General features: G+C 73.5%; 23 protein-coding genes and 2 pseudogenes. 12 read left to right on the plus strand and 13 right to left on the minus strand.

All coding sequences use genetic code 11. The features are described from left to right. Positions 1-7: 7 nt before the first annotated feature. The gene (locus tag ACFRAV_RS00560; protein ID WP_382549998.1) at positions 8-1,126 is read right to left on the minus strand and encodes a FecCD family ABC transporter permease; all 1,119 of its coding nucleotides are present in this window, start codon (positions 1,124-1,126) and stop codon (positions 8-10) included. Continuing rightward, positions 1,123-2,202, minus strand: a complete 1,080-nt coding sequence (locus ACFRAV_RS00565; protein ID WP_382550000.1) for a FecCD family ABC transporter permease — start codon at positions 2,200-2,202, stop codon at positions 1,123-1,125. Before ACFRAV_RS00565 ends, ACFRAV_RS00560 begins: the two co-directional genes overlap by 4 nt. 96 nt (positions 2,203-2,298) lie before the next feature. Between ACFRAV_RS00565 and ACFRAV_RS00570 the strand changes: the two genes are divergently transcribed. Beyond that, entirely contained in the window at positions 2,299-3,270 is a 972-nt protein-coding gene (locus tag ACFRAV_RS00570; RefSeq protein WP_382550002.1) for an ABC transporter substrate-binding protein, read from the plus strand. Positions 3,271-3,413: 143 nt separating this feature from the next. Further along, positions 3,414-4,079: a hypothetical protein gene (locus ACFRAV_RS00575; RefSeq protein WP_382550004.1), complete on the plus strand. Its 666-nt coding sequence runs from the start codon at positions 3,414-3,416 to the stop codon at positions 4,077-4,079. Positions 4,080-4,100: 21 nt separating this feature from the next. Here ACFRAV_RS00575 and ACFRAV_RS00580 read toward each other — a convergent pair whose 3' ends face one another. Continuing rightward, the gene (locus ACFRAV_RS00580) at positions 4,101-4,700 is read right to left on the minus strand and encodes a redoxin family protein (RefSeq protein WP_382550006.1); all 600 of its coding nucleotides are present in this window, start codon (positions 4,698-4,700) and stop codon (positions 4,101-4,103) included. Positions 4,701-4,763: 63 nt separating this feature from the next. Between ACFRAV_RS00580 and ACFRAV_RS00585 the strand changes: the two genes are divergently transcribed. Continuing rightward, positions 4,764-5,600 carry a hypothetical protein gene (locus ACFRAV_RS00585; RefSeq protein WP_382550008.1) on the plus strand — a complete coding sequence of 279 codons (837 nt, stop codon included), beginning with the start codon at positions 4,764-4,766 and terminating at the stop codon, positions 5,598-5,600. Positions 5,601-5,646: 46 nt separating this feature from the next. Here ACFRAV_RS00585 and mmuM read toward each other — a convergent pair whose 3' ends face one another. Beyond that, positions 5,647-6,570: a homocysteine S-methyltransferase gene (mmuM, locus tag ACFRAV_RS00590; RefSeq protein ID WP_382550010.1), complete on the minus strand. Its 924-nt coding sequence runs from the start codon at positions 6,568-6,570 to the stop codon at positions 5,647-5,649. Between the two features lie 10 nt (positions 6,571-6,580). After that, positions 6,581-7,825, minus strand: coding sequence for a YihY/virulence factor BrkB family protein (locus tag ACFRAV_RS00595; protein ID WP_382550012.1), 1,245 nt, complete (start codon positions 7,823-7,825; stop codon positions 6,581-6,583). 124 nt (positions 7,826-7,949) lie between these two features. On the opposite strand from ACFRAV_RS00595, the gene ACFRAV_RS00600 reads away from it, so the two are divergent. Further along, positions 7,950-9,593, plus strand: coding sequence for an acyl-CoA dehydrogenase family protein (locus tag ACFRAV_RS00600; protein ID WP_382550014.1), 1,644 nt, complete (start codon positions 7,950-7,952; stop codon positions 9,591-9,593). Between the two features lie 170 nt (positions 9,594-9,763). Beyond that, on the plus strand, positions 9,764-11,062 hold the full coding sequence (fes, locus tag ACFRAV_RS00605) for an enterochelin esterase (RefSeq protein ID WP_382550016.1): 1,299 nt from the start codon (positions 9,764-9,766) through the stop codon (positions 11,060-11,062). Positions 11,063-11,084: 22 nt separating this feature from the next. Here fes and ACFRAV_RS00610 read toward each other — a convergent pair whose 3' ends face one another. Together ACFRAV_RS00610 and ACFRAV_RS00615 are read right to left on the minus strand one after the other, a co-directional pair. Then, the gene (locus tag ACFRAV_RS00610; RefSeq protein ID WP_382550018.1) at positions 11,085-11,849 is read right to left on the minus strand and encodes a DUF4097 domain-containing protein; all 765 of its coding nucleotides are present in this window, start codon (positions 11,847-11,849) and stop codon (positions 11,085-11,087) included. Between the two features lie 121 nt (positions 11,850-11,970). Next, positions 11,971-12,600: a ThuA domain-containing protein gene (locus ACFRAV_RS00615; protein WP_382550020.1), complete on the minus strand. Its 630-nt coding sequence runs from the start codon at positions 12,598-12,600 to the stop codon at positions 11,971-11,973. A gap of 308 nt (positions 12,601-12,908) precedes the next feature. Between ACFRAV_RS00615 and ACFRAV_RS00620 the strand changes: the two genes are divergently transcribed. Together ACFRAV_RS00620 and ACFRAV_RS00625 are read left to right on the plus strand one after the other, a co-directional pair. Next, positions 12,909-14,462 carry an MFS transporter gene (locus ACFRAV_RS00620; protein ID WP_382550022.1) on the plus strand — a complete coding sequence of 518 codons (1,554 nt, stop codon included), beginning with the start codon at positions 12,909-12,911 and terminating at the stop codon, positions 14,460-14,462. Continuing rightward, entirely contained in the window at positions 14,459-15,040 is a 582-nt protein-coding gene (locus ACFRAV_RS00625) for a helix-turn-helix domain-containing protein (RefSeq protein WP_382550024.1), read from the plus strand. Before ACFRAV_RS00620 ends, ACFRAV_RS00625 begins: the two co-directional genes overlap by 4 nt. A gap of 230 nt (positions 15,041-15,270) precedes the next feature. Here the strand turns inward: ACFRAV_RS00625 and ACFRAV_RS00630 are convergent, their stop codons facing one another. Further along, the gene (locus tag ACFRAV_RS00630) at positions 15,271-16,527 is read right to left on the minus strand and encodes an FAD-binding protein (RefSeq protein WP_382550026.1); all 1,257 of its coding nucleotides are present in this window, start codon (positions 16,525-16,527) and stop codon (positions 15,271-15,273) included. A 220-nt stretch (positions 16,528-16,747) separates the two neighbouring features. On the opposite strand from ACFRAV_RS00630, the gene ACFRAV_RS00635 reads away from it, so the two are divergent. The 4 genes from ACFRAV_RS00635 (at position 16,748) to ACFRAV_RS00650 (ending at position 21,072) form a co-directional block, all read left to right on the plus strand. Then, positions 16,748-18,112 (plus strand): radical SAM protein, encoded by a 1,365-nt coding sequence (locus ACFRAV_RS00635; RefSeq protein WP_382550028.1) that lies wholly within the window; start codon positions 16,748-16,750, stop codon positions 18,110-18,112. Positions 18,113-18,298: 186 nt separating this feature from the next. Further along, positions 18,299-18,739: a hypothetical protein gene (locus ACFRAV_RS00640; protein ID WP_382550030.1), complete on the plus strand. Its 441-nt coding sequence runs from the start codon at positions 18,299-18,301 to the stop codon at positions 18,737-18,739. A gap of 80 nt (positions 18,740-18,819) precedes the next feature. Further along, positions 18,820-19,491 (plus strand): YitT family protein, encoded by a 672-nt coding sequence (locus tag ACFRAV_RS00645; RefSeq protein WP_382550032.1) that lies wholly within the window; start codon positions 18,820-18,822, stop codon positions 19,489-19,491. Positions 19,492-19,557: 66 nt separating this feature from the next. Further along, positions 19,558-21,072 (plus strand): SulP family inorganic anion transporter, encoded by a 1,515-nt coding sequence (locus ACFRAV_RS00650; RefSeq protein ID WP_382550034.1) that lies wholly within the window; start codon positions 19,558-19,560, stop codon positions 21,070-21,072. 60 nt (positions 21,073-21,132) lie between these two features. On the opposite strand, the gene ACFRAV_RS00655 is transcribed toward ACFRAV_RS00650, so the two are convergent. From ACFRAV_RS00655 to ACFRAV_RS00670, 4 genes and pseudogenes are all read right to left on the minus strand, one after another. Further along, a complete protein-coding gene (locus tag ACFRAV_RS00655; protein ID WP_382550036.1) occupies positions 21,133-21,837 on the minus strand; it encodes a hypothetical protein in 705 nt (234 codons plus the stop codon). 87 nt (positions 21,838-21,924) lie between these two features. After that, entirely contained in the window at positions 21,925-22,644 is a 720-nt protein-coding gene (locus ACFRAV_RS00660; RefSeq protein WP_382550038.1) for a lipoprotein, read from the minus strand. A 162-nt stretch (positions 22,645-22,806) separates the two neighbouring features. Beyond that, the gene (locus ACFRAV_RS00665) at positions 22,807-24,042 is read right to left on the minus strand and encodes a cysteine desulfurase-like protein (protein WP_382550040.1); all 1,236 of its coding nucleotides are present in this window, start codon (positions 24,040-24,042) and stop codon (positions 22,807-22,809) included. Between the two features lie 190 nt (positions 24,043-24,232). Beyond that, positions 24,233-24,478, minus strand: a pseudogene (locus tag ACFRAV_RS00670) (pyruvate formate-lyase 1-activating enzyme); the annotation flags it as partial. A gap of 189 nt (positions 24,479-24,667) precedes the next feature. Here ACFRAV_RS00670 and ACFRAV_RS00675 point away from each other — a divergent pair. After that, a complete protein-coding gene (locus ACFRAV_RS00675; protein ID WP_382550042.1) occupies positions 24,668-25,429 on the plus strand; it encodes a thioesterase II family protein in 762 nt (253 codons plus the stop codon). 68 nt (positions 25,430-25,497) lie between these two features. Here the strand turns inward: ACFRAV_RS00675 and ACFRAV_RS00680 are convergent. Then, positions 25,498-26,340: pseudogene (locus ACFRAV_RS00680) on the minus strand (SDR family oxidoreductase); the annotation flags it as partial. Between the last annotated feature and the right edge of the window lie 39 nt (positions 26,341-26,379).

A 26,379-nucleotide genomic window follows, 5' to 3' on the forward strand; every position in this document is an offset into this window, starting at 1 on the left:
CGGGCGCTCAGACGGACTCGGAGCTGTCGCGGAACAGCACCCACAGCAGGAAGGGCCCGCCGAGCACGCTGGTGACGACGCCGACGGGGATCTCCACCGGGGCGACGACCCGGCCCAGCGCGTCCGCCGCCGCGATCAGCACCGCGCCGGCCAGCGCGGAGCCGAGGACGGGAACCCGGGTCGGCCCGGCCAGCCGGGACGCCACGATCGGCGCGGCCAGCGCGACGAAGGCGATCGGGCCGCCGACGCCGACCGCACAGCCCGACAGGGCGACCGCCAGGGCCAGCGCCGCCCCGCGGGTGCGCCGCAGGTCGACGCCGAGACTCGCGGCGAGTTCGTCGTCCAGCCGCAGCAGCTGGAGCCGGTTGCCGGCGGCCAGGGCGAGCGGCACCAGGACGGCCAGGACCCACAGCAGCGGGGTTCCGACGGACCAGTCACGGCCGTTGAGGCTGCCCACGGTCCACAGGAAGACGCCGCCGGCCGTGTTGTCGTTCTCCCGGGACATCACCAGGTCGGTGACGGCGCCGATCACCGTGGAGACGCCGATGCCGACCACCAGCACCCGGTGGCCGCGGGTGCCGACGCCGCCCGCGCACAGCACCACCAGCGCGGCGGCCGCGGCGGCGCCCAGCGGGCCCAGCCACCAGTCGCCGATGGTCCCCGTGCTGGAGCCGACCACCGAGGCCACCACCACGGCGGTCGCGCCCTCGTTGACGCCGATCACGTCGGGGGTGGCGAGGCGGTTGCCGGCCAAGGTCTGCAGCAGGCAGCCCGCCACGCCGAGCGCGGCGCCCACCAGCAGGGCCACCATGATGCGGGGCAGCCGGAAATCCCGCACCAGCATCACCGTCGCGGCGTCGCCGGTGCCGAGCAGGCCCTCGACGGTGCGGGTGAAGCTCATGCCGGTGGAGCTGGCGAACGAGGCCAGCGCGACCACGACCACGCCGAGCAGCAGCAGACCGAGGGCGACCACGGCGGTGCGGCGGGGGAACAGCCAGGAGATCCGGCCGGCCCGCACCACCGTGCTGTCGGGGGGCGTCACGTCGGGGGCGGGGGAGGCGGTGCCCGCGTCCGGGGTGGGCGTCTTCGCGTCGGGACCGGACGCGCGCGTGCCGGAGAGCGTCATGCCGCGCCTCCCGCGGTGGAGAACCGCCGGGAGCGGGCGATCCAGATCAGCAGCGGGCCGCCGATGAAGGCGAGCAGCACGCTGACCGGTGTCTCCCAGGGGCGGATGACGACCCGGGCGAGGATGTCCGCCGCGATCATCACGCACGCCCCGACCAGCCCGGAGAGCGTCAACTGTCCCGCGATGCGCGGGCCCGTGACGGCGCGTGCCACGTACGGGGCGAGCAGCCCGAGGAAGGCGATCGGCCCGGCCAGGGCGACGGCGCAGCCGGCCAGCAGGGTGACCGCGACGGCGACCACCAGCCGGACCCGGCCGGGGTGGTGGCCGAGGGCACGGGCGCTGTCGTCGCCCAGGGCGAGCGCGGCCAACGGCCGTGAACTGCCGTAGGCGATCAGCAGACCGAGCGCGATCAGGGGCAGCAGCGGGTAGGTGTCGGAGGTCTCCACGCCCGCCAGGGAGCCGATGGTCCAGTAGCGGTAGACGTCGAAGGTCGACTGGGTGCCCAGCAGGACGTACGAGGTCATGCCGTGGAAGGTGGCGCCCAGCGCCGAGCCCGCCAGCACCAGCTTCAGCGGCGAGCCCGCCGCGCGCCCCGAGGCGGCCAGCAGCAGCACCACCGCGCTGGCCGTCATCCCGCCGAGCAGCGCGCACACCAGCACGCCGTAGGGCGACTTCACGCCGAGATAGGTGAGGCCGACGACCACGCCCAGCGCGGCGCCGGAGTTGACGCCCAGCAGCCCCGTCTCGGCGAGCGGGTTGCGGGTGGCCGCCTGCAGCAGACAGCCCGCCACGCCCAGCGAGGCGCCGACCAGGACGGCGGCGACGGTGCGCGGCAGGCGCACGTCGACCACGGCCAGCCGGAGCTGGGCGTCCGCGCGGGCCGAGGGCTCGCCCAGCAGGAAGTCCCAGGCGCGGGCGACGGGACTGTTGCCGGTGCCGACGAGCAACGACAGCAGGACACAGACCAGGAGCGCGCCCAGGAGACCGAGGGCCGTCCAGAGCGTGGGCCGGTGCAGGCGGCCCGCCGGCCGGGGCGGGGAGGTTGGCTCACCCACCCCTACTTGCGCAGTCAGCATTAGGTTAGCCTAACCTACGAAACGCCGGGCGGATGTGACGCGCATCTGCCTTAACCGCCCCCGCCGTTCGACGTTCCGGAGTGCCCGATCATGCGTATGAATGCCCGAATCTCCCGAGTCAGGGTGGCCGCCACCGCCGCCGCCGTCGCGGGCGCGCTGACGCTGACCGCCTGCGGAGGGACCACCGATGACGGCGCCGACGGCGCCGCGGAGGGCGGGGACAAGGGCGCGAAGGTGAGCGTCACCGACGCCACCGGCAAGAAGGTGGAGGTGCCCGAGTCCCCGAAGCGCGTGCTCGCGCTCAGCGAGATGGACCTGGACTCCTCGCTGGCCCTCGGCGTCAAGCCGGTCGGCCTCACCGCGGGCCGCGGCCAGCAGGGCGCCCCCGCCTACCTGGCCGAGCAGGCCGCGGGCATCCCGGTCGTCGGCGCCGTCACCGGCCCGGACATCGAGAAGGTCGTCGAGGCGAAGCCGGACGTCATCCTGGCCGGCCAGATGGCCGACGAGCAGGTGCTCGAGCAGCTCCGGGCGATCGCCCCGACCGTCGTCACCATCGACGACACCAAAAACTGGAAGAAGGCGCTCGAGATCACCGGGCAGGTGCTCGGCGCGGAGAACGAGGCCAAGACCTTCCTCTCCGACTACGACGCCAAGGTCGAGGCCCTCGAGGGCAAGCTGGGCGACAAGGCCGGCGCGGAGGTCTCGGTCGCCCGCTACTCGCCCAAGGGCACCGCGGTGATGCAACAGGGCGTGTTCATCTCCGACGTGCTGAACGATCTCGGCTTCAAGCGTCCGGGCATCCAGAAGGAGAAGGGCGAGGGCCACTCCACGCCGCTCAGCGACGAGAACCTCTCCGAGATCGACGGCGACTGGCTGTTCATCGGCACCCTCACCCCGGCCGACGGCACCCTGCTCGACGAGCTCCAGGCCAAGCCGGCCTTCGCCCAGCTGGACGCCGTGAAGTCCGACTCGGTGACCGAGATCGACGGCTCCAAGTGGACCAGCCTCGGCGGCGCGCTCGCCGCGGTGTCGGTGCTGGAGGACATCGAGAAGGCGATGGCCGAGTAACACCCGGCGCGCCCTCGCTCAGCCCCGGTCCGGCAGTCTCGCAGCGGCGAAGACTGCCGGACCTCGGCATGTTCCCGCCCCATCGGTCCCGCCTACGGTCGGCGGGTCGGCGGGGGAGCGGGAAGCAGGGTGGGGCGGTAGCGATGAAGAGCGAAGTGGGCGGCGAACTGTTCGCGGTGTGCGGGGGCCTCGCGGCGACGGCCGTCGGCCTGGTCCTGGCGACCGACCTCCGGGGCGCGGCCCGGGTTTTCCTGCGCCTCGCCGCGAGCCCGGCGGCGAGGCGCCGGTGGCCGGTCGCGAACCAGAGGTGGGCGGGGCGGCCGTCGGCCTCGAACCCCGGGCGGGCGAGGCGGCCATCGGCCGCGGGCCCGGTGCCGACGCCACGGCCGCTGGCCGCCTCCCTGGGCCGCGTCCGCATGGTGGCAGGGCTGGTCGCCCTGGCCGGAGCAGTCGCCCTGGTGCTCGGCGTCCTCGTACTGCTGCGGAACGACCCGCACGCGGTGCTCACGGAACGACCGCTGCCGATGCCGCCGTTGTTCGCGGCCGTCTTCCCGCTGATGGCGGTGGGGACGCTCTGGCGGTACTGGCGCGGGAGCGGACTGCTGCGCGAGATCTGGGCCACGGGCACCCGGGTGCAGCGGGGCGCCACCGTGGCGTTCAGTGTGTGCCTGGTCCTGTTCATGACGTTCCTGGGGACCGGCCGGCTGAACCTCGTGTTCTGCGCCTGGACGGCCGCCGCCGCGACGGTGGTCACGGTGCTCGTCGGCGGGCGCACGGAGGAGGCCCGTCAAGGGACTTCGGTCCTCTGACTGAGCTCGGGCAAGGCCCGGTCAGCCCTCGGCGAGCACCGGGTCGATCAACCCGCGCAGCCCCTCGCGCGAGAGCGGTCCCACGGCGCGTGCGGCGACCCTGCCCTCCCGGTCCACGACCACCGTGGAGGGCACCCCCTGCGGGGGCAGGGTCCCCTTCGGGAAGCCGGACAGCAGGAGTTCGCCGGCGGGGTCGTACAGGCTGGGGTAGTTCGCGCCGTACCTCTCCTCGAAGGCGACGGCGCGGTCCTCGTCGCCGTCGCGCGTGTTGATGCCCACGAAGCGCACGCCGTCGCTCCGGGTCTCCTCGGCGGTCCGCACCAGGTGGGGCATCTCCGCCCGGCACGGCCCGCACCAGGAGGCCCAGACGTTGATCACGACCACCTCTCCCCGGTGGTCGGCGACGTCCAGCCGCTCCCCGTCCAGGGTCTCGCCACGGATCTCGCCCAGCGGGCGGCGCTCGTCCTCGGCGACCACGGTCACCCCGGCGGTCGTCCCGCCTCCGGCGGCACGTGCCCGGTCCTCCCCGCCCGCCCCGTTCCCGCAGGCGGCCAGGTACAGCGACCCGGTCGCGGCGAGGGCGATCGTGAGGACCGTCCGTGACACACGGGCGCGCTTCATGCCGGGCAGCCTCGCACAGCCCTCCGCGCGACGTCGTCCCGGGTGCCGCGTACCGTCGGGGACGTGACGATCCGACACGGTGATCCCCGCACGCTGGGTGTCCAGGCCGCCGAGGCCCGGCTGCGCTTCGAGACGGAACCGCGGGCGTTCGGCCCCGGCCCGGGGCGCAGGCTGCTCGTGGTGGACGCGGATCCTGCCTTCGAGCTCGCCCACTGGTGCGGGACCTGCCCGTTCCTGTTCCGCAGGCTCGAGACCGCGCGGGAGACGCTGTCCCTGGACGGCGTGCGGGAGCGGCTCACCGGCCCGCTCGCCGACCCGGACGACGGCGGTGTGCTCGACGCGTTCGGGGCGCTGCTGCCGGAGGGCGAGTACCTTCCGAAGCTGCTCCGGGTGGAGCCCCGTCTCGTCGTGCCCGGCCACGACGGCGACTACTTCGGCGGCGAGCAGGTGGCGACCTGGGGGATCGATGCGTTCTGGGGGCTGCCGCAGTACCCGCACACTCCGTACTACCGGACCTACGAAACCGCGGTCGACGCGTTCGCCCACCTCTACGAGTTCGTCGTGCCGATGGTTCCGCCCACCTGGAACGCCAGGGAACGCGTCGAGGAGTACACCGACCTGATGAACGGCGGCGCGGTGCCGACGGCCGTGGCGGTCTCGATCCTGGACGTGTGCGAGCCGGCCGCCGGCGACGGAACCGACCATTACCGGCACTGGTGTCTGGCGCACTTCCTGCTCGACGGTCACCACAAGTTCGAGGCAGCGGCTACGGCCGGGCGCCCGGTGGAGCTCCTGTCGCTGCCGGCCCTCGGCGAGGGGCTGTCGGACCGTGGGGACTGCCTGGAGCTGCCGGTCCTGCGCGGCCGGGCCCCGGCGGCGCGGCAGGTGAGCGGCGCCTGAGGGAGCTCGGGGCCGGTACACGCGGGTGAGTGGCGGCTTGCGGAGCTCAGGCCCGCCACGCGCGGGCGAGCTCCGCGATCGTGGACGGGCCCACCCGGCAGCAGCCGCCGACCAGCCGCGCGCCCGCCGCGTGCCACCCGGTGACCGCCGCGGGGTCGAAGGCGGAGCCTCCGCTCCAGCCGTGCCCCGCGTCCCAGCTCTCGCCGCTGTTCGGGTAGGCCACCACCGGCTTCCCCGTCACCCGCGCCGCGGTCCGCACCGCCCCCGCCACGTCGGCGGGCGCGCAGCAGTTGACGCCCACCGCCACCACCTCCGCCGCGTCGGCGGCGAGCGCGAAGGCCTCCTCCAGCGGCTGTCCGGCCCGGGTGCGGTCGCCGTCGACGGTGTACGACAGCCAGGCCGGCACCCCCAGCCCCCGCACCGCCCGCAGCAGCGCCCGCGCCTCGTCGGCGTCCGGCACCGTCTCCAGGGCCAGCACGTCCGGCCCGGCCGCCGCCAGTACCTCCAGGCGCGGCCGGTGGAAGCGCTCCAGCTCGTCGACGGTGAGTCCGTACCGCCCCCGGTACTCGGAGCCGTCGGCGAGCATCGCCCCGTACGGCCCGGCGGAGGCGGCGACGTACAGGTCCCGCTCCACGCCGCCCGCCCGGGCGCGCCGCGCCGCCTCGCGGGCCAATGTGACGCTCGAGGCCATCAGTTCGGCCGCCCTCCCCGCACCGGTCCCGCGGCGCGCGAAGCCCTCGAAGGTGGCCTGGTAGCTCGCGGTGATCGCGACGTCCGCCCCGGCCAGGAAGTAGTCCAGGTGCGCCTCGACGAGTGCGTCCGGCCGTTCGGCGAGCAGCCGGGCCGACCACAGGGCGTCGTCCAGGTCGTGCCCCGCCGCCTCCAGCCGGCTCGCCAGCCCGCCGTCCAGCACGAGACCGGAGGCCGAGGCCAGGGCTTCGGCGAAGGGGAGCGTCGGGGCGCCGGTCATACCGTCGAGCCTACGACTCGTGGTCCGTCATCCCGTTCTTGACGGCCTCGTTGTTGCGCACCACCTCGGTGTCCTCCTTGACCGTCGTCTCGTCGCGGCTCTTGCCGTTCTTCGCCGCGCCGTTGCGGGCGGCGCCGCTCTTGGCCGCGTGCCGGGCGTGGGCGCGCAGCAGGCGGCCGCTGACGTCCTCCGGCGGCAGGAAACGGGACCAGCGCTCAGGGAACTCCGACGGGGTGTGCGCCTCGTCGTCGGGCGCGAGCGAACCCGCGGTGCGCGCCACGTAGTCGACGATCTGGGCCTTCCGCAGCCGCTCGTTCGCCTCACGGGCGGCTGCCGTGGCAGCGGCGGGCCAGACCCGGTCGATGGCCGCGTTGACCGCCGCGCCCACCAGCACCGCGAAGGCCGACACGCCGATCCACAGCAGGATCGCCACCGGCGCGGCGAGCGAGCCGTAGATCGTCGGCCCCTCGATGGTCGAGGTCAGGTACAGCCGCAGCAGCACGCTGCCCAGCACCCACATGGCCAGTGCCACCAGCGCGCCCGGGATGTCCTCCATCCACGGCGAGCGCACCGGCACCGACACGTGGTACAGCGTCGTCAGGAAGATCACTCCCAGGACCACCACGACCGGCCAGTAGAGGAGTTGCACCAGCGACTCCGACCACGGCAGCACCCGCATCACCACGTCGGGCCCGGCCACCATCAGCGGCAGCGCCACCGACCCGATCAGCAGCGCCACCACGAACAGCAGGAACGCCATCAGCCGGGTCCGGACGATGCCGCGCACCCCGTCCAGGCCGTACATCACGGTGATGGTGTCGACGAAGACGTTGACCGCCCGGGAACCGGACCACAGGGCCAGCAGGAAGCCGAGCGAGATGACGTCGGGCCGGCCGCCGGAGGTCACGTCGTCGAGGATCGGCTGGGCGATCCCGGTGACGCCGCGGTCGGTGAGGACCCTGCGGGACGCCTCCAGGATGTTGTGCTCCACGCCCTCGATGGTCTGCGCGCCGGTCCAGGCGTCCACGTACCCGAGCAGACCGACCAGGCTGAGCAGCAACGGCGGCACCGAGAGCAGGGTGAAGAAGGCCGCCTCGGCGGCCAGGCCGAGGATGCGGTACTCCATGCACGAGTTGACCGTGTCCTTCAGAAGGAGCCAGGCCGTCCGGCGCTTGGAGACGTTGCGGTAGAGGACGCGGGCCCGGTGGAGGCGGCCGCCGGAGGGCTCGTCGGTGTTTTCGCTTGCTGCCTGCACGGGGTAAAGGTAACGGCAGCGCGGCGCGTCCCTGACATTCCCGGGTGGCGGAGATCACCGCGCGGCGGGCGACCGGACTCCCGGGCCCCTGTGATCGACGGGTCCGGCAGGGTAGGTTCCGCCCATGCCGGCAACGCACACCGTGACCAATCAGCCGCCGCCCCTGGCCGGGTACGACGTCTACAGCGCGGACCGCGCGCTGACCGAGGCCGTGGAACGGCACCTCGACCCCGAGCTGCTCGACGAGGCCCGCACCGAGCTCTCCGGCCTCGGCAGCAGCGCCGGGTCGTCCCAGGTGCAGGACTGGGGACGGCTGGCCAACGAGAACCCGCCCACGCTGCGCACCCACGACCGCTACGGGCACCGCGTCGACGAGGTCGAGTTCCACCCGTCCTGGCACCAGCTGATGCGCAAGGCGGTCTCCGCGCAGCTCACCGCCGCCTGGTCCCGCCCCGGCGGTCACGTGCGGCGCGCCGCCGGTTTCCTGGTGTGGTCGCAGGTCGAGGCCGGGCACGGCTGCCCGGTCTCGATGACCCACGCCGCCGTCCCCGCCCTGCGCACCGAGCCCGCGCTCGCCGCCGAGTGGGAGCCCCGGCTCACCTCCACCGTCTACGACCCGGCGCTCGTCCCCGCCGCCGAGAAGCCCGGCGCCGTCTTCGGGATGGGCATGACGGAGAAGCAGGGCGGCAGCGACGTCCGCGCCAACACCACCGTCGCCCGGCCGCTGGCCGAGGACGGCGCCTACGAGCTCACCGGCCACAAGTGGTTCTGCTCCGCGCCGATGTCCGACGGCTTCCTGGTGCTGGCCCAGACCGGCGAGGGCCCCACCTGCTTCCTGCTGCCGCGCGTCCTCGCGGACGGCACCCGCAACGTCTTCCGCATCCAGCGGCTCAAGGACAAGCTGGGCAACCGCTCCAACGCCTCCGCCGAGGTCGAGTTCGACGGCACCTGGGCGCGCCGGGTCGGCGAGGAGGGCCGCGGGGTGCGCACCATCATCGAGATGGTCGCGGCCACCCGGCTGGACTGCGTCCTCGGCTCCGCCGCCCTGATGCGGCAGGCCGTCGCCCAGGCCGTCCACCACGCCGGCCACCGCGAGGCCTTCGGCGGCCTCCTCGTCGACAAGCCGCTGATGCGCAACGTGCTGGCCGACCTGGCCCTGGAGTCCGAGGCCGCCACCACCCTGGGGCTGCGCCTGGCGGCCGCCTACGACGCCGTCCAGGACCGGGGCGACGAGGGTGAGCGCGCCCTGCTGCGGCTGGCGGTGCCGGCGGCCAAGTACTGGGTGACCAAGCGGTGCACCCCCCTGGTGGCCGAGGCCGCCGAGTGCCTTGGCGGCAACGGCTACGTCGAGGAGTCCGGCATGCCGCGGCTGCTGCGCGAGTCCCCGCTCAACTCGGTGTGGGAGGGCGCCGGCAACGTCCAGGCTCTGGACGTGCTGCGCGCGCTGCGCCGGGAGCCCGGGGCGCTGGACGCCTTCCTGCGCGAGGTGGGGCAGGCACGCGGCGCCGACCACCGGCTGGACGGCGCGATCAAGCAGCTGCTGACCGAACTCGCGGACATGGAGGGCGCCGAGGCACGGGCCCGCCGGGTCGTCGAGCGGATCGCCCTGGTCCTGCAGGGCTCGCTGCTTGTGCGGTTCGCGCCGCCGGAGGTCGCCGACCTGTTCTGCGCCTCCCGGCTCGGCGGCGACTGGGGCAACGCGTTCGGCACCCTGCCCCACTCGCCGCACCTCGCGGAGGTCGTGGAGCGGGCCCGCCCGGTGGCCTGAGCCCCGCCCGCGCGGTCCCGGCACCACCCGGAGGCACCGGCCGCACCCCCCCCCGGGCACGCCGCGGACCGCCGGTCCGCACTCCGGGCGGGCCGGTGCCCGCCTCCTCGCCCCGGGGAGCCCCCACGTAGGCTGACCGGCGAGCCCCGCAGCCCTGGAGATGCCGCCCGATGTCCTTCCCCGCCCCGCCCCGCGAGTCGCTCCCGCACCCGCCGCGCACCCCCAGGCCGGCCCCCATGGAGCTCGCGGAGAGCCCGCGGATCGCCGCGCTCGCCGCGTCAGGGGCCGGGAGCACCGAGGCGTTCTGGGATGAGGTCCGCGCCACCGGCACCCCCCTGGTCGAGCCCGACCCGCAGGGCACGCCGGACCACGCGCTGGTCACCTTCCTCTGGCGGGGCGACGAGGGGGTCCGCGCCGTCCTCGCCCTGCCCAACAAGCTCGCCGATCCCCGCGACCCGGCCGCCAACCTGATGCGCCGCCTCCCCGGCACCGACGTGTGGCACTGGACGCTGCGGATGCGCACCGACTGGCAGGCCACCTACTCGCTCTGCGTCGACGACGGCGACGACCCGGACGCCCCGGCCCCGGACGACCAGCGGTACTGGCCCTGGCTGCGCGGCCGCCTGCGCGTGGACCCCCTCAACTCCCGCACCCTGGCCCGTCGCTGGGGCGGGGAACCGCAGTCCGTGCTGGAGCTGCCCGACGCGCCCACCGCCGAGAAGCTCTGGCGCCGCCGCCCCGACGTGGCCCGCGGCGCCGTGACCGAGCACCTGGTGCGCAGCGAACTGCTCGGCAACGAACGGCGGGTGTGGCTCTACGAGCCCGCCACCCGTGAGCCCGACGCCGAGCTTCCCGTCGTCATCCTCTTCGACGGGGAGATGTGGCAGCCCGAACTGGACGTAGCCGCCCTCCTGGACAACCTGATCGCCGACGGCGCCCTCCCACCGGTGGCCGTCGTGCTGCCGGAGTCCCTCGGCTCGCAGCGCCGCTACCGCGAACTCGCGCCCAGCGACACCTTCGTGGACTTCCTGCGCACCGAACTCCTCCCGTGGGCGGGCGGGATCCTGCCGCTGACCGACGACCCGGCCCGTACGGTGGTCGCCGGGCAGAGCCTCGGCGGACTCGCCGCCCTGTACGCGTCGGTGCGCGCCCCCGAGCGGTTCGGCAACGCCCTCTCCTGCTCCGGCTCGTTCTGGTGGCCCAACCACGCCGAGACCGACGGCGAGTGGATCACCGGCGCGATCCGTGAACACGGCGTGCCCGACGGCGTGCTGCTGTGGCTCTCCTCCGGCGCACAGGAGTGGGTGCTGGCCCCCGCCACCCGCAACCTGCGCGAGGCGCTGGCCGAGCGGGACGCCGACTTCTCCTACCGCGAGTTCAACGGCGGCCACGACTACCTGTGCTGGCGCACCGAGCTGGCCGACGGGCTGACCGCCCTCCTCGGCGACCACGCCGCCCGGCAGGCGTAAGCACCTGGCCCGGCGGTAGGCGTCAGCTCGCCGTCCGCAGCACGATGTCGCCGTTGTCGGAGCGCACGTCCAGCCGGTGGGCGCCCTCGGGGTCGGTGGCCAGCCCGGTGGTGACGTCGCCGTTGCCGGCCTCGGCGTCCACCCGGTAGGCGGTGCCCTCCGGCACCTCCAGCGTCACGTCGCCGTTCGAGGAGGTGGCGTTCGTGCGGCGCGGTGCGGCGTCGAAGACCAGTTGGACGTCCCCGTTGTCGGACTCGACCGTCACCTGCGAGGAGGTCAGGCCGGTGGCCCGCAGGTCGCCGTTGTCGCCCTCCAGGGTGAGCGGACCGGTGGAACCGGTCACCTCCACGTCGCCGTTGTCCGTCTCGATGCGCAGCGCGGTGCCGAAGCCCTCGGCCTGGATGTCGCCGTTGTCGCCGGTGACGGTCAGCCGGGTGTCCCGGGGGACCAGCACCTCGTAGCGGGCGGAGCAGTTGCCGGCCAGCAGACCGCAGTCGGTCCGCAGCTCCAGCCGGTCGCCGTCCATCTCCCAGGTGGCCTCCGGGTCGCCGATCAGCGCCCGGCCGGCGAACCACCGGGTCACCTCGATCTTCTCGACGTCGGCCGGGCGCACCGCGACGTCGCCGTTGTCGGTGTCGATGGTGAGGGGGCCCGCCGTCGCCGCGAAGGACCGCTTCTCCGGCTTCGCGTCGTCGAGGTCGGCGCCGCAGCCGCTCAGGGCCGCCAGCGCGAGGACGGCGCCGGCGCTCACCAGGGCGACACGGGCGGTGCGGTTGACTGCGGCCACGAGGGCCTCCGTTCAGGTCGGGCGGGGTGTGCACGTCGACGTGTTTCGACGCTTCCGACGCTACGGAGCGGGGCGCGCCGTCACGATCCGGTGCGCCCCCTTCGTCGTACGGGGGCTGTCCCTACCTCCGGCCCTCGCAGACCCACTCCAGGCCGCCGCGCAGGTGGGCCAGGAAGGCGGGGTCCGCGTACGCCGCGGCGTCGTGGCCCAGGGCGGTGAAGAAGACGCGCCCGCGGCCCTGCCGGTGGTGCCAGGCCAGCGGGTGACGGTCCTCGCCGCCGCGGAGCAGCACGGAGACCTCCGCCGGGTCGGGGACCGGGTCGAAGTCGTACCACTCGTCGCTCCACGTCCACTCGGCCGGCAGATGGGCCGTCGCCGGGTGCGCGCGGTCCTCGACCAGCACCACGTCCGTCCCGAACGGGGGGTGACCGGCGAACCGCGACCGCTGCAGCTCGTCCGTGTACCAGGACCAGTTCTCCTCGGTGCAGGCCGCCGAGTGCACGCCGGCGAAACCGGTCCCGGACTCGACCGCGGCGGCCAGCGCGGCGCGGCCGGCGTCGGTGAGGATGTCGCCCGAGGTGCAGAGGAACACCACCGCCGCGTACGGCGCGAGGTCGCCCTCCAGGGCGGCCGGATCCTCGGTGGCGTCCACGGTGAACCCCTCGAGGCCGCCCACCGCGGCCAGCGCGGCGGGGATCGAGTCGTGGCGGTAGTCGGTGGTGCGGGTGTGGACCAGCAGGCGGCGTGTCATGGCGCCACGGTAGGCCGTGCGCCCCGCCCGCGGCCGGCGCGGTCGCGGAGGAAGATGCGCAGCAGGGCGGGGTCGGTCGAACGCCGGCGGGGACGCTGCTGGCCCAGGCCGTGAGCCCTCGCCCTTCCATGTGTCCCCACGACGGCGACGGCAACGCGGACGGGGCCGGGCGGGATCCCCCGCGCGAGCGCACCGTGCTCGGATTCACTGCCGTCGACGCCCGTCCGAGCGGCTTCCGGTGTCCGGATTGTTCTGGAGTTCGTTAGTCTACAAGTGATGACATCGTCTGTGGACATCGGAGGAGCGCCTTGAGCACATCGGTTCGTCCCGGTCCGGCCCTGGTGGACGGCACGACCTGGCGAGGCCGCCTCCTGGTGCCCCTGCTGGTCTACATCGGCCTTCTGACCGCCGTGATCAGCAGCCTGGGGGCACCGCTCGTCCCGACGATCGCCACGGACTACGACGTCGCCCTCGGCACGGCCCAGTGGATGCTGACGATCACCCTGCTCGTGGGTGCCGTGTCGGCGCCGGTCATAGGCCGGCTCGCCGACGGCCCCCACCGCCTGCGCCTACTGATCGCCACACTCGCGGCGATGACGTTCGGCAGCGTGCTGGCTGCCCTGCCGACCGGCGTCTTCGGGCTCCTGGTGCTCGGCCGAGGTCTGCAGGGCGTCGGGCTGTCGCTGCTTCCGCTGGTGATGGGCGTGGCCCGCGACCACCTCTCACCCGCACGAGCCCGCTCCACGCTCGCCACCCTGTCCGTGACAGCGGTCGTCGGCGTCGGCCTCGGATACCCGCTGACCGGCGTCGTCGCGGAGCACCTGGACTACCAGGTCGCCTTCTGCATGGCGGCCGTCCTGGGCCTGATCGCCCTCGTCCTGGCCGCGCTCGTCGTACCGGGCAGCGGCCACCGCGTCTCCCAGCGCTTCGACCTCACCGGAGCGGTCATGCTCGGGCTCGGCCTGGCCGGAGCGATGCTCTGCCTCAGCATGGGCGGGGACTGGGGCTGGGGTTCCACCCGGCTGATCGGCGTCGCGGCGCTCTCCCTCGTCGTCCTCGCGGTCTGGATCTGGCACCAGCTGCGGACCCGACTTCCGCTGATCGACCTCCGGCTGATGCGCAACCCCACCGTGGCGACCGCCAACATCGCGGGTGTCCTGGCGGGCGTCGGCATGTACATATTGATGTCGATGGTCATCCGCTACGTGCAGACCCCCGAGTCGACGGGTTACGGGCTGGGCGCGTCCGTCCTGGTCGGCAGCCTCGTGCTGCTGCCCATGTCCGCCGCGAGCTACTTCTCCAGCAAGCTCTCCGGTTACCTCGGACGGTGGCTGCGTCCCGGCCTGGTGCTGCCCCTCGCCATGCTCGCCTTCACTGCCGCCCTGCTGCTCTTCATCGCCGACCGGGACCAGCTGTGGGAGCTGTTCGTGGTCATGGGCCTCGCGGGCCTGGGCATCGGCTGCTCCTTCGCCGTCATGCCGCGCATGATCGTCAGTGCCGTGCCGCAGGGCGAGACCGGCAGCGCCCTCGCCCTGAACCAGGTCCTGCGGCAGGTCGGCTACTCGGTGGGCAGCGCGCTGTCGGCCACCATCCTGACCGCGCACACCGCGGCCTCCAGCCGCTATCCCGAAACCCAGGGCTACACGGTCGGAGCCTGGGTGGGCATCGGGATGTGCCTCCTGACCGCCGTCGTCAGCCTGGTCCTGCAGCTGCGCGGCCGTCCGGCCGCCGACGGGCCGGAGCCGGCCGGCGTGGACGCCGTCGCCACCGACCGCGCCGTCGAGGAGAGCGTGGAGTCCGCCGTCGTCGGCGCCGTCGCCTACGAGCCCGACGAGGTACCGGCAGGAGGCCGCAACCGATGACCTCCGACGAAGCCGCCGCCCGCCGGCGCCGCAGCTCCACCGACAGCCGGGCCCGCCTGCTGGAGGCGGCCCGGGACCTGTTCGCCGAACACGGCTACGAACGCACCACCGTGCGCGACATCGGCCGCGCCGCCGGCCTCGACCCGACGCTCATCGCACGGTACTTCGGCGGCAAGGCCGCCCTGTACCTCGAGGCGCTGCGCCCGGCCGGTCACGTGCGCGGCGCCGAGCCGCCCGACCTGACCGACCCGGAGGCGGTGGGCGCCATGCTCGAACGGCACGCGCCGTCCGCCGCGCCGACGCCCGCCCTCCAGGCGGCCATCCGCCCGCACGACAACCCCGAGATCCAGGAAGCCGCGATGTCGGTGCTACTCACCCGACTGGTGGAACCCCTGGAGGCGCGCGCGAGGGACGCGGGCCTCGACCGCCCCCGGCTCCGCGCGGAGACCGCCGCCGCCGCTCTCGCCGGCATCATGATCAGCCGCTCGTCCAAGGCGCTCGAGACCCTGACCGCCGCGCCGTCCGAAGACCTCGCGGAACTGGTCGCGAGCCTGATCCGGGACGTCCTGAACGACTGAGGCCCCGAGGCTCAGCGGTTCTTCCACCGCGGGGCGCGCTTGGTGGCGAAGGCGGTGACGTCCTCGATCATGTCCTCGCTGACCATCAGCTCCTCCAGTGCCGTCGAGCGCCTGGCCGGCGACCTCTGGTCGTCGACCCCGGCCGGGACAGCGGGGAAGGCTGGGACGCCCTGAAGCGGGCCGAGGGGCGGGCGGCGGATCGGCGGCGCCCGTCTCGGGGCGCCGCCCGCTCAGCCGCCCAGGAACTCGTCGACGAACGCGTTGCGGAAGGCGCCGCGCGGGTCCAGCTCCGCGGCGAGGGCCGCGAACTCGGCGTGCCGCGTGTAGCGCCCGCGCAGCACCGGCCCGGGCACGGTGAACACCTTGCCCCAGTGCGGGCGGGGGTCGAAGGGCGCCAGTGCCTCCTCGACCCGGCCGATCACCGGCAGCACCGCCGCGGTGTCGTCCACCCAGGTGAAGTGCAGCGCGACACTGTCCCGGCCGTAGGCGGGGCTCAGCCACTGCCCGTCACCGGCCACCGTGCGGACCTCGCAGATCTGCAGGACGGGCGCGATCTCCTCGTGGACCTCGGCCAGCGCGTGCAGCGCCTCCACGGCCGAGCCGCGCGGCAGCAGGTACTCCGACTGGAGCTCGTCGCCGCTGCTCGGCGTGAACTCGGCCCGGAAGTGCGGCAGCCGCTCGTGCCAGGGGCCCGGAACGCCCAACTGCTCGGTGCAGTTGCCCGCCGGCATGCCCGGCACCGGGTGCAGCGGCGCGTCGGCCGCGGGCGCCCACCCGAAGTCGAGAGGGCCGCGGTCCGTCCGGTGCTTGACCCAGACCTGCTCGAAGACCGGACGCCGCCAGGACGTGAAGAGACTGACGCTGTAGGCGGACCCCGCGACGGCGGCGAAGTCCAGCCCCGCCAGCGGCAGCTCGGTGAAGACCCGCTGCTCGACCTCGAAGGCCGGCTCCAGGTCCAGGGTCAGGGCGGTGACGACGCCCAGCGCGCCCAGCGAGGTGACCACGCCGCCGAAACGGGCGTCGTCGCGGCCGATCCTGAGCAGCGAGCCGTCGGAGGCGACCAGCTCCACCTCGCGCACCGCCGAGGCCAGTGGGCCGTTGTCCACGCCGGATCCGTGGGTGCCGGTGGCGACGGACCCGGCCACCGAGATGTGCGGCAGCGAGGCCATGTTGGCCAGCGCCAGACCGTGCGCGTGCACCTCGCGGGCCAGCCGGGCGTAGCGGACCTGGCCGCCGACCCGGACGGTGCGCGCGGCCTTGTCCACCTCGACCTCGGCCGGCAGTTCGTCCAGCGAGAGCAGCAGGCCGTCCGTGCCGGGGTCGGCGATGGTGTTGAAGGAGTGGCCGCTGCCCAGCACCCGCAGGCGGCGCGCGCCGGCCACGGTTTCCCGGAGCTCCCCGACCGATCCCGGCCGGGCCGTCCCGGCGGGGGAGAAGACGATGTTGCCGGCCCAGTTGGTGAGGGCGTCGGTGGTGGTGCGGGGCATGCGAGGTTCCTTCGTGCGGGCGCGGTACCGCGAGGACACACGCGGCGCGAGGTCCGGCTTTCAGCCTCTCACCCGGGAAAGGGAAACCCCTCACCTGCCCGGACGACTGTGAGGTCCCCCACATCCGTACGGTCCGGGGCACGTGACACGGGGACCCGGTACCGCGCCCGCGTCACCGGCGGCATACGGTGAGAAGTCGCTGCACGGGAAGGAGAACGGTATGAGCACGGACACGGGCAGTCGTACCGCGCTGGTCGAGGATCTGATGGAGCGGTTCCCGGGGGTACCGCGGGAGGCCGTGTTCAAGGAGGACCTGCTGCGAGGCGGCGTCGCCTTCGACGCCTCGGCCCTCAGTGACAACGAGGACGGCGAGGTCAAGCCGAAGTCCTACTTCATCTTCTCCTTCGACCACGGCACCCTGCCCGAACTGGGCGAGGCCGCGCTGCGGCGCCCGCCGGAGGAGATCATCCTCACCGGCGGTCCCTACGACCTGCGGCGCACCGTCGTCTCGGTCCGGGTCAACCCGACCTCCCCTTACCGGGTCGCCGCCGACGAGCACAACGTGCTGGGCCTCTACCTCGACGGGAAGCGCATCGCCGACGTCGGCGTGCCGCCGATGCCCGAGTACTACCGGCACAAGCTCTCCAACGGGAAGTCCGTGATGGAGGTGGCGCCCACCATCCAGTGGGGCTACCTGATCTACCTCACGGTCTTCCGGGTGTGCCAGTACTTCGGCGCCAAGGAGGAGTGCCAGTACTGCGACATCAACCACAACTGGCGCCAGCACAAGAAGGCCGGCCGCCCCTACACGGGCGTCAAGGACGTGGAGGAGGTGCTGGAGGCCCTGGAGATCATCGACAGGTACGACACCCAGAAGGTCTCCACCGCCTACACGCTCACCGGCGGCGCCATCACCTCCAAGGTCGCCGGGCGCGACGAGGCCGACTTCTACGGTCACTACGCCAAGGCCATCGAGGAGCGTTTCCCGGACCGCTGGATCGGCAAGGTCGTCGCCCAGGCGCTGCCCAAGGACGACGTGCAGCGGTTCAAGGACTACGGCGTCAAGATCTACCACCCCAACTACGAGGTGTGGGACGAGTACCTGTTCAAGCTGCACTGCCCGGGCAAGGAGCGCTACGTCGGCCGCGACGAGTGGCACAAGCGGATCCTGGACTCCGCGGAGATCTTCGGCCCGCGCAACGTGATCCCGAACTTCGTGGCCGGCATCGAGATGGCCGAGCCGTTCGGCTTCAAGACGGTCGACGAGGCCATCGCCTCCACCACCGAGGGCCTGCGCTTCTTCATGTCGAACGGCATCACGCCCCGCTTCACCACCTGGTGCCCGGAGCCGACCACGCCGCTGGGCAAGACCAACCCCGACGGGGCGCCGCTGGAGTACCACATCCGGCTGCTGCAGGCCTACCGCCAGACGATGGACGACTTCGGCCTGTCCTCCCCGCCCGGTTACGGCCAGCCCGGCCCCGGCCGCGCGGTCTTCTCGGTGAGCTCCTTCATGGACAGCCTCCCCGCCGACGAGAGCTACGTGGACAACGAGATCGCCGCCGCGACGGTCGAGCAGGCCTGACCGCCCGGTCCGCGCCAGAACGCCGCCCGCGCCACCGCGCCCCACGAGGGCCCGGAGCGCGGGCGGCGCCGTGTCCGGGTGTGACCGGTGGGGCGGCTGGGCAGGATGCCGGTGCCCGGGCGGTCGTTCCCGCGCGGCGCACCGCTGCGCCGGCGGCCGGCGCGGAACCGGAACCGGGGGATTCGCATGACCATACGCACCTGGCGCCGCCGGGCGCTCGCCCTGCTCGCCTCCGCCGGACTGCTCGCCGGCGCGGCCCTCACCGCCGGCGCGGCCCCGGCCTCCGCCCTGCCCAACTTCACCTTCAGCCCCGTCTTCATGGCCAACGGCGACGTGCGGATCGACGTGAAGAACAACGGCAGCCACGCCGGCTACGCCTACTGGTGGCAGGACCCCTACCTGGACTACCCCGGTGACACGCTGGTGGCGAACGACAGCCTCGCCGACGGCTGGGGCATCCGGGCCCACCTCAGCACGGGCCGCATCGCCAGCACGGCGGGGCACAACTCGCCGTACGAGGACTGGGCGAGCGGCAACCTCGGCGAGGGCAACCGCTACACCATGTGGGTGTGCGCGGTGAAGGGCGACACCGCGATCTGCAGCAGCCGGTACGAGGTCACCGCCTGAGCGGCCCGCGGCTGCCCTGTACCACGGGGTGACATCGCCTGGAAACAGGCGTGCGAAAAATGGGTGGTACTTTTTCGGTCATGTCGAGTTCTGCCCTCTCGACCACGGCCGACTCCGAGGCCGCGGTCGACTCCCCGGCCCCGGCCCCCGCCGCCGCGGCCACTCCGCACACCCTCGCGGAGAACCTGGCGGCGTACGTGATCGGCGCCTTCCTGATGTCCTGGGGACTCACCCTCCTGCACGCGGTGGGCGGCGTCACCGGCGGTCTCGCCGGCACGTCCTTCCTCATCAGTTACGCGGGCGGGCTGCCGCTCGGCGTGGTGTTCTTCGTGGTCAACCTGCCCTTCTACTACTTCGCCGTGCGCCGCATGGGCCGGTCGTTCACCCTGCGCACTTTGGCCGTGGTCGCGCTCACCTCGGCGCTGACCCCCGTCCAGCAGGAACTGGTCACCCTCTCCGGGATGAGCCCCTGGTACGCCGCGGTGTTCGGCGGCCTGTGCGTCGGCCTCGGCATGATCGTGGTGTTCCGCCACAACGCCAGCGGCGGCGGCTTCGGCATCCTCGCCCTGCACCTCCAGGACCGCTACGGCTGGCGGGCCGGGTACGTGCAGCTCGCCCTGGACGCGGTGGTGATCCTCTGCGCCCTGCCGCTGGTGGAACCGATGGTGGTCCTCGCCTCGCTGGCGGGCGTGGCCGTCCTCAACATGGTCATAGCGATGAACCACCGGCCCGGCCGCTACAACGGCAGCTGACCCCGCCCCCTCGGCCCCACCTCCCCGCAGCGCCCACCCGGCGCCCCTGTTCAAGATCGGTCCCGTATGTCCTTCACGCCGTCGCCGGCCCCGGCCGGCGCGCGTCGCCGCCCCCGGCCCGCCCTGCCCGCCTGGACACGCGACCCCAAGGTCTGGCGGACCGAGGTGCTGGCCGGCCTGGTGGTCGGGCTCGCCCTGATCCCCGAGGCGATCTCCTTCTCGGTGATCGCGGGCGTCGATCCCGCGGTCGGCCTCTTCGCCTCGTTCCTGATGGCGGTGACCATCTCGGTGGTCGGCGGTCGCCGGGCGATGATCTCGGCGGCCACCGGCGCGGTGGCCCTGGTGATCGCCCCGCTCAACCGGGAGCACGGGTTCGGGTACCTGATCGCGGGCGTGATCCTGGCGGGCGTCTTCCAGATCGCGCTCGGCCTGCTCGGCGTCGCCCGGCTGATGCGGTTCGTGCCGCGCTCGGTGATGGTCGGCTTCGTCAACTCGCTGGCCATGCTGGTCTTCCTGGCGCAGATCCCCGAGCTGACGGACGTCCCCTGGGCGGTGTACGTGCTGCTCGCGGCCGGTCTGGCCATGCTGGTCTTCTTCCCCCGCATCAGCAAGGCGGTGCCCGCCCCGCTGGTCACCGTGGTCATCCTCACCGTGATCACCGTGGCGGCCGGGATCGCCGTGCCGACCGTCGGCGACCGCGGTGAGCTGCCGTCGGCGCTGCCGGTGCCGGGGCTGCCCGACGTGGCGTTCACCCTCGACACCCTCACCACCGTGGCGCCCTACTCCTTCGCCATGGCGCTGGTGGGCCTGATGGAGTCGCTGATGACGGCCAAGCTGGTCGACGACATCACCGACACCCACTCCAGCAAGACCCGGGAAGCCGTCGGCCAGGGCATCGCCAACATCGTCACCGGCTTCTTCGGCGGCATGGGCGGCTGCGCGGTCATCGGCCAGACCATGATCAACGTCAAGGTCTCCGGCGCTCGCACCCGGCTGTCGACCTTCCTGGCCGGCCTCTTCCTGCTGATCCTGTGCGTGGCGGCGGGCCCGGTGGTCTCCGAGATCCCGATGGCGGCGCTGGTCGCGGTCATGATCATGGTCTCGATCACCGCGTTCGACTGGCACTCCGTCGCGCCCCGGACGCTCCGGCGGATGCCGGTGGGGGAGACGACGGTCATGGTGATCACCGTCGTCTGTGTGGTCGTCACCCACAACCTGGCCGTCGGCGTGGTGGTCGGCTCGATCACCGCGATGGTGGTCTTCGCCCGGCGGGTCGCGCATCTGGTGAACGTCACCGCCGCCGTCCGGCCCGAGGAAGGGCGGGTGGTCTACCGGGTCGACGGTGAGCTGTTCTTCGCCTCGTCCAACGACCTGGTGACCCAGTTCGACTACCAGGGCGACCCGGACGACGTGGTCATCGACCTGTCCGCCGCCCACATCTGGGACGCCTCCTCGGTGGCCGCGCTGGACGCCGTCGAGAACAAGTACGCGCAGCGGGGCAAGCGGGTCACCGTGGTCGGCCTGAACGAGGCGAGCGCCCGCATCCACGAACAGCTGGCGGGACGCCTGTCCTCCGAATGACCCGCCGCTGAGGGCCCGGCCTCGACCGGGCCCTCCGCTCGCGCGGGCGGGACCGGACGGTCAGACCTTGCCGCCGCAGATCACGTCGTACGGCCGGCCGATCGCGAACAGCAGCTCCATCGGTTCCGTCGTCCCCGACGGGCAGTCGGCCTTCTTCTTGACCAGTCCGAGGACCTTCAGGTCCGACGACCCCGCGGACGCGCAGGCGATCTCCTGCGCCCGGTCGTCCACGCAGTCGCCCTTGACCAGCTGACCGCCGCCCGCGCCCGCGTCGCCGGGGTGGTCGCCGGACAGGTTGCGGCCGCAGACGGTCTCCGTGGGGATGCCGCCGCCGGAGCTCGAGCGGCCGTAGGTGATCGACACCTCGATGATCAGGTCGGTGCCCGCCGGACACTGGATGGACTCCGGCATGATGGAGGCGTCCATGATCTCCAGCGCCTCGAAGGTCGCCCCGGAGTCGTCGCAGTCGACCATCCGGTAACTGTCGGAGCCCTTCTCCGGGTCCGGGCCGCCGCAGTCACCTTTGCTCCAGTTGCGCGCCTTCCCGTCGCCGCCGGACGACGACGAGGACGCGGACGGCGACGCGGACGGCCCCGAGGTGTCGTCGTCGTCGAAGACCTGCGAGGCCCCGAACCCGAGCGCGATCACCACGCCCAGCGACAGCAGACTCCCCAGACAGCCCTTCGCCCGGCTGCCCGCGGACGGCAGCTGCGGCGGAACCGGTGGCGGTGGTGGTGGCGGTGGGGTGTTGTTCTGCCAAGCCACGATGTCGTGCCTCCCCTGCACTCGACGGACACGGGGGAGGACGGCCGGCCGGTACCGGCGGTTCCGCCGGGGGACGCCGGAGTCCGGTCAGGTGGTGTGCAGGGTGGTGCGGGCCAGTTCGTACGCCGGGAGCATGGCCCGGTGCTCCTCCTCGTCGGAGCCTCCGAGGTGCAGCACCACGGGTCCGTCGGGGGTGACCACGGCGAGCGCGCGCTGCGGCACGAGCTTCTCCCACAGCGGGCTGGTGGTCAGGTAACTCACCGCGGCGGCCTCGAGCTTGTCCTCGGTCCGGAACGTGCTGTACTCGGCCTTCTCGGAGCCCTCGGCCTCCGCCGCGACGAACTCCTTCAGCACGGCGGTGGCGTCGTCGTCGGACGGATCGCCCGTCCACACGCGGAGGAAGCCGATGTGCCCGGCGCCCTTGGCGTCGACCTCGCAGGCGGCCGCGACCGGCCCCTGACGGAACAGCTCCTCCAAGCCCTCCAGCTCCTCCGGCACGTCCTCACCCAGCGCCTCGGCCCCCTGCACGGTCTCGGCCTTCCAGCCCTTCGCCACGTCGAAGGCCACCGGCAGCTCGCAGGCCGACCCGTCCGGCCCCACGGTCCCCGCACTCTTCGCGACCTCCGCGGAACCGCCCTTCTCCCCACCCGGGGCCGACGCCGAGGGACCCTTGCCGCGCCCGTCCGCCGAGCCCCGCTCCGCCTCCCCGGCGGAGCACCCCGACAGCACCGCCCCCACCACGGCGCACACCACCACCCCGCTCGCCGCTCTCCGCATCTCCCGCCCCTTCCGGTCGTCCGTGATCAAGCAGCGCACTGTAACCCGCGACGGATCTCCGATCCCGTGCCGGTCCTCCCCTCGCAGGTGGCCGCGGGCGTCCGCGCCGCCCTGGCGGACGGCCGGCGGCCCGCCGCGCCGGGGGCGGCCTTCCGGCTCACGCAGCCGGAAGGCTGAGGCGCGGCTCGGGGCTCAGCCCAGGACGGTGCGGAGCGCCGCCAGCAGGCGGTCGACGTCCGCGTCGTCGTTGTAGAGGGCCAGGCCCACCCGCACGCCGCCCGCGTCGCCCAGCCCCAGGTGGCGGGAGGCCTCCAGGGCGTAGAACGAGCTCGCCGGGGCGTCCACCCGGTGGTCCGCCAGCCGCCGCGAGACCTCGGCCGCCTCGACGCCCTCGACGGTGAACAGCAGCGTGGACGTGCGGAGCCCGGCCCGCGAGTGCAGGGTGACGCCGGGGTGTTCGGCCAGCCCCTCCTCGATGCGGGCCCGCAGCCGGTCCTCGTGGTGTTCCACCGCGGCGAAGGCGGCGACCAGCCGCGCCCGGCGGTCCGTGCCGTCGGCGCCGGCCGGCGCGAGGGAGGCCCAGAAGTCCACCGCGGCCCGGGTGCCGGCCAGCAACTCGTAGGGCAGCGTGCCCAGTTCGAAGCGCTCCGGGACGGCGTCGCTGGACGGCAGCAGCTTGTCGGGGCGCAGCGACTCCAGCAGCTCCGCCCGCCCCGTGAGCACCCCGAGGTGCGGGCCGAGGAACTTGTACGGCGAGCAGACCAGGGTGTCCGCGCCGAGGGCGGGCAGGTCGACGGTGACGTGCGCGGCGTAGTGCACCGCGTCGACGTGCAGCAGCGCGCCCACGGAGTGCGCCAGGGCGGCCAGGGCCGGCACGTCCGGGCGGGCGCCGTTGAGGTTGGAGGCGGCCGTCACCGCGACCAGACGGGTGCGCGGCGACAGCACCGCCTCGACGTGCTCCGGGCGCAGTTCACCGGTGACGGTGTCGAATCCGGCCCACCGCACGGTGGCGCCCGCCGCCTCGGCGGCCTGGACCCACGGGCGGATGTTGGAGTCGTGGTCCAGCCGCGTGACGACCACCTCGTCGCCCGGGCCCCAGTCCTTGGCCAGGGTGCGGGCCAGGTCGTACACCAGCTGGGTGGCGCTGCGGCCGAACACCACGGTGGAGGCGGGAGTGTTGAGGAAGTCGCCCATGGCACGGCGGGCCCCGGCCACGACGTCGTCCGCGTTGCGCTGCGCCTCGGTGAGCCGGCCGCGGTTGGCCAGCGGGCGGGTGAGGGCCTCGGCGATCGCCTCCACGACCGGCGCGGGCGTCTGCGTGCCGCCGGGGGCGTCGAAACGGGCCCAGTCGGAGGCGAGCAGGGCGGGGAAGGCGGCGCGCACGGCGGCGGCGTCGAAGGGCGCGTCGAGGGACGTCTCGAGGGACATCGGGGGCCTCCTGGGCGGGTCGAAGGGCGACTTCAGGCCATGATCGCAGCAGTGTGCGAGGGGCGGAACGTGCAGGTCCGGACGCTCGGCGGCTCCCCAAAGCCGCTCCGCGTCCGGACCCTTCGCCGGAAGGTCGGAGGCCTGTGACCTCCCGGTGGTCTCAACTCCCCCAGGCGTCTGCTCGGTGGACTCAGTAGGCGCGCAGCCCCCGGGCCCGGAACGGCCCGCGGACCCGCTCCACGAGCTCCGCGTCCGGCGAGGGGGTGTCCCTCAGCGGGAAGGGCAAACCCATCGCCTCGTACTTGGCCGCCCCGAGCTCGTGGAACGGCAGCACGTGGCCGCCGATCGCCCCGGCGTCGTCCGTCCAGCCGGGCACCAGCACGTACCGGATGCGGGTGCGCACCCCCAGCCGGTCCGGTCGCCGGGCGAACTCCAGCACTTCGCATTTATCACAACATTTGATACGAAGCGGAACATTCCCCTTGGCGTAAGGTAAATCCCTTCGAATGGCGCTGGGTGGTGAAGTCGCAGGTCAGGGGCGGGTGGGGCAGCCGATCGGCAGTCGAGCGGGCGGTGCGATGATCGGATGGCACGTGTGCAGTCGAGCGGCAGGGAGGACGGGGCAGTGAGCGAGCGCCCGCAGAGAACGGCCTGGATACGCCGGTTCCACACCGCGGCGGCGGACGCGCCGCACGTCGTGTTCTTCCCGCACGGCGGTGCCGGCGCCACCTACTTCCATCCGCTCTCCCGCGCCCTCGCGCCGGCCGTCCAGGCGCTGGCCGTCCAGTACCCCGGGCGGCAGGACCGGATCGCCGAACCCCTGGTCCCGGACGTCGGCGAGCTCGCCGACCACATCGCCCGCGAGCTCGAGCCGTGGACCGACCTCCCCCTGGTGCTGTTCGGGCACAGCCTCGGCTCGGCCGTGGCCTTCGAGACCGCCGTCCGGCTGGAGAGGGGCGGGGCGAGGGTCCGCGCGCTGTTCGCCTCCGCCCGGCGGGCCCCGTCGCTCACGACGCGTCGCGAGCTGCCGGCGCTGGAGAGCGACCGGGAGGTGCTCGACATCCTGGAGCTCCTGCGCGGGGACACCGGCGCCCCGATCCCGGAGGACCCCGCCTTCCTCGAACTGGTCCTGCCGACCGTCCGCAACGACTTCCACGCCAGCAACCACTACCGCGCCCCCGACGGGCTGCGCCTTGCCTGCCCGGTGATCGCCCTGGCGGGGGAGAGCGATCCCGCGGTCGAGGTCGCCGAGGTCGAGCGCTGGTCGCTGCACACCACGGGACCGTTCCGGCTGCGCACCTTCCCGGGCGGCCACTTCTACCTCGACGACCGGCTCGAGGAGATCCGCGCGGAGATCGCGTCGGCCGCGGGAGCGGTCAGCGCCTGACGTGACCGCCGGGCGGCGCGAACGGCGCGCGAGGTGACCGTTCCCTCCTCGGGCGCGTGCGGGTCCTGTCGGAAGGCCTCCACGTTGCGCGCGGCCCAGTCGGCGAAGGGCCTGGCCGGGCGGTGCAGGACCCGCTCCACGTCCGGGCCGGCCGTCCGCTCGTCCGGAACCGGGGCGCCCAGGATGTCCAGCGTGCCGGTGACCGCGTCCTCGGGCATGAACCGTGCCATCCGGGCGTGCGCCTGCTCCCGCGAGAGTTCGACGAACCGGACCTCCTCGCCCAGGGCCTCTCCGAGGGCCGCCGCCTGCTCGCGCGGGCTGACGGCCCGCGGCCCGGTCAGGGTGTACTCGCGCCCCGCGTGCCCCTCCTCCAGCAGGGCGGCCGCCGCCACCGCGGCGATGTCGGCCGGGTCGACGACCGGCAGGGCCACGTCGCCGAACGGGGCGTACACCGTCCGCTCGGCGCGGACCGTATCGGCCCAGGCGAAGGCGTTGGAGGCGAACCCGCCCGGCCGCAGGACGGTGTGACCCACGCCCGCCGCGCGGACCGCGTCCTCGAACGCACGCAGCCGGGCGTGCGAGAGGGAGTCGGGGCGGGTGACGACGCTCTGCGAGGAGAGCAGGACGACCCGCTTCACCCCCGCGTCCACCGCCGCCTCCAGCAGCGCTGCCGGGCTCTCGCCGGAGACGTTCAGTTCGCCTCCCAGCAGGACGAAGAAGGCGTCCGCGCCCTCGAGAACGGGACGCATGCCCGCGCTGTCACCGACGTCCGCCCGCACGTGCCGGACACCGTCGGGCAGCCCTTCGGGCCGCGGCCGCCGCGAGACGGCGACGACTTCCCCGCCCGCCTCGGCGAGCAGCGGAACCAGCGTGCGCCCGATGTTGCCGGTGGCGCCTGTCACCACGATCATGGGGAACCCTCCGTAGGTGAGTGAGTCGGCTGACTAACT

The organism is Streptomyces sp. NPDC056600, assembly GCF_042792855.1.
Classification (GTDB): Bacteria; Actinomycetota; Actinomycetes; order Streptomycetales; family Streptomycetaceae; genus Streptomyces.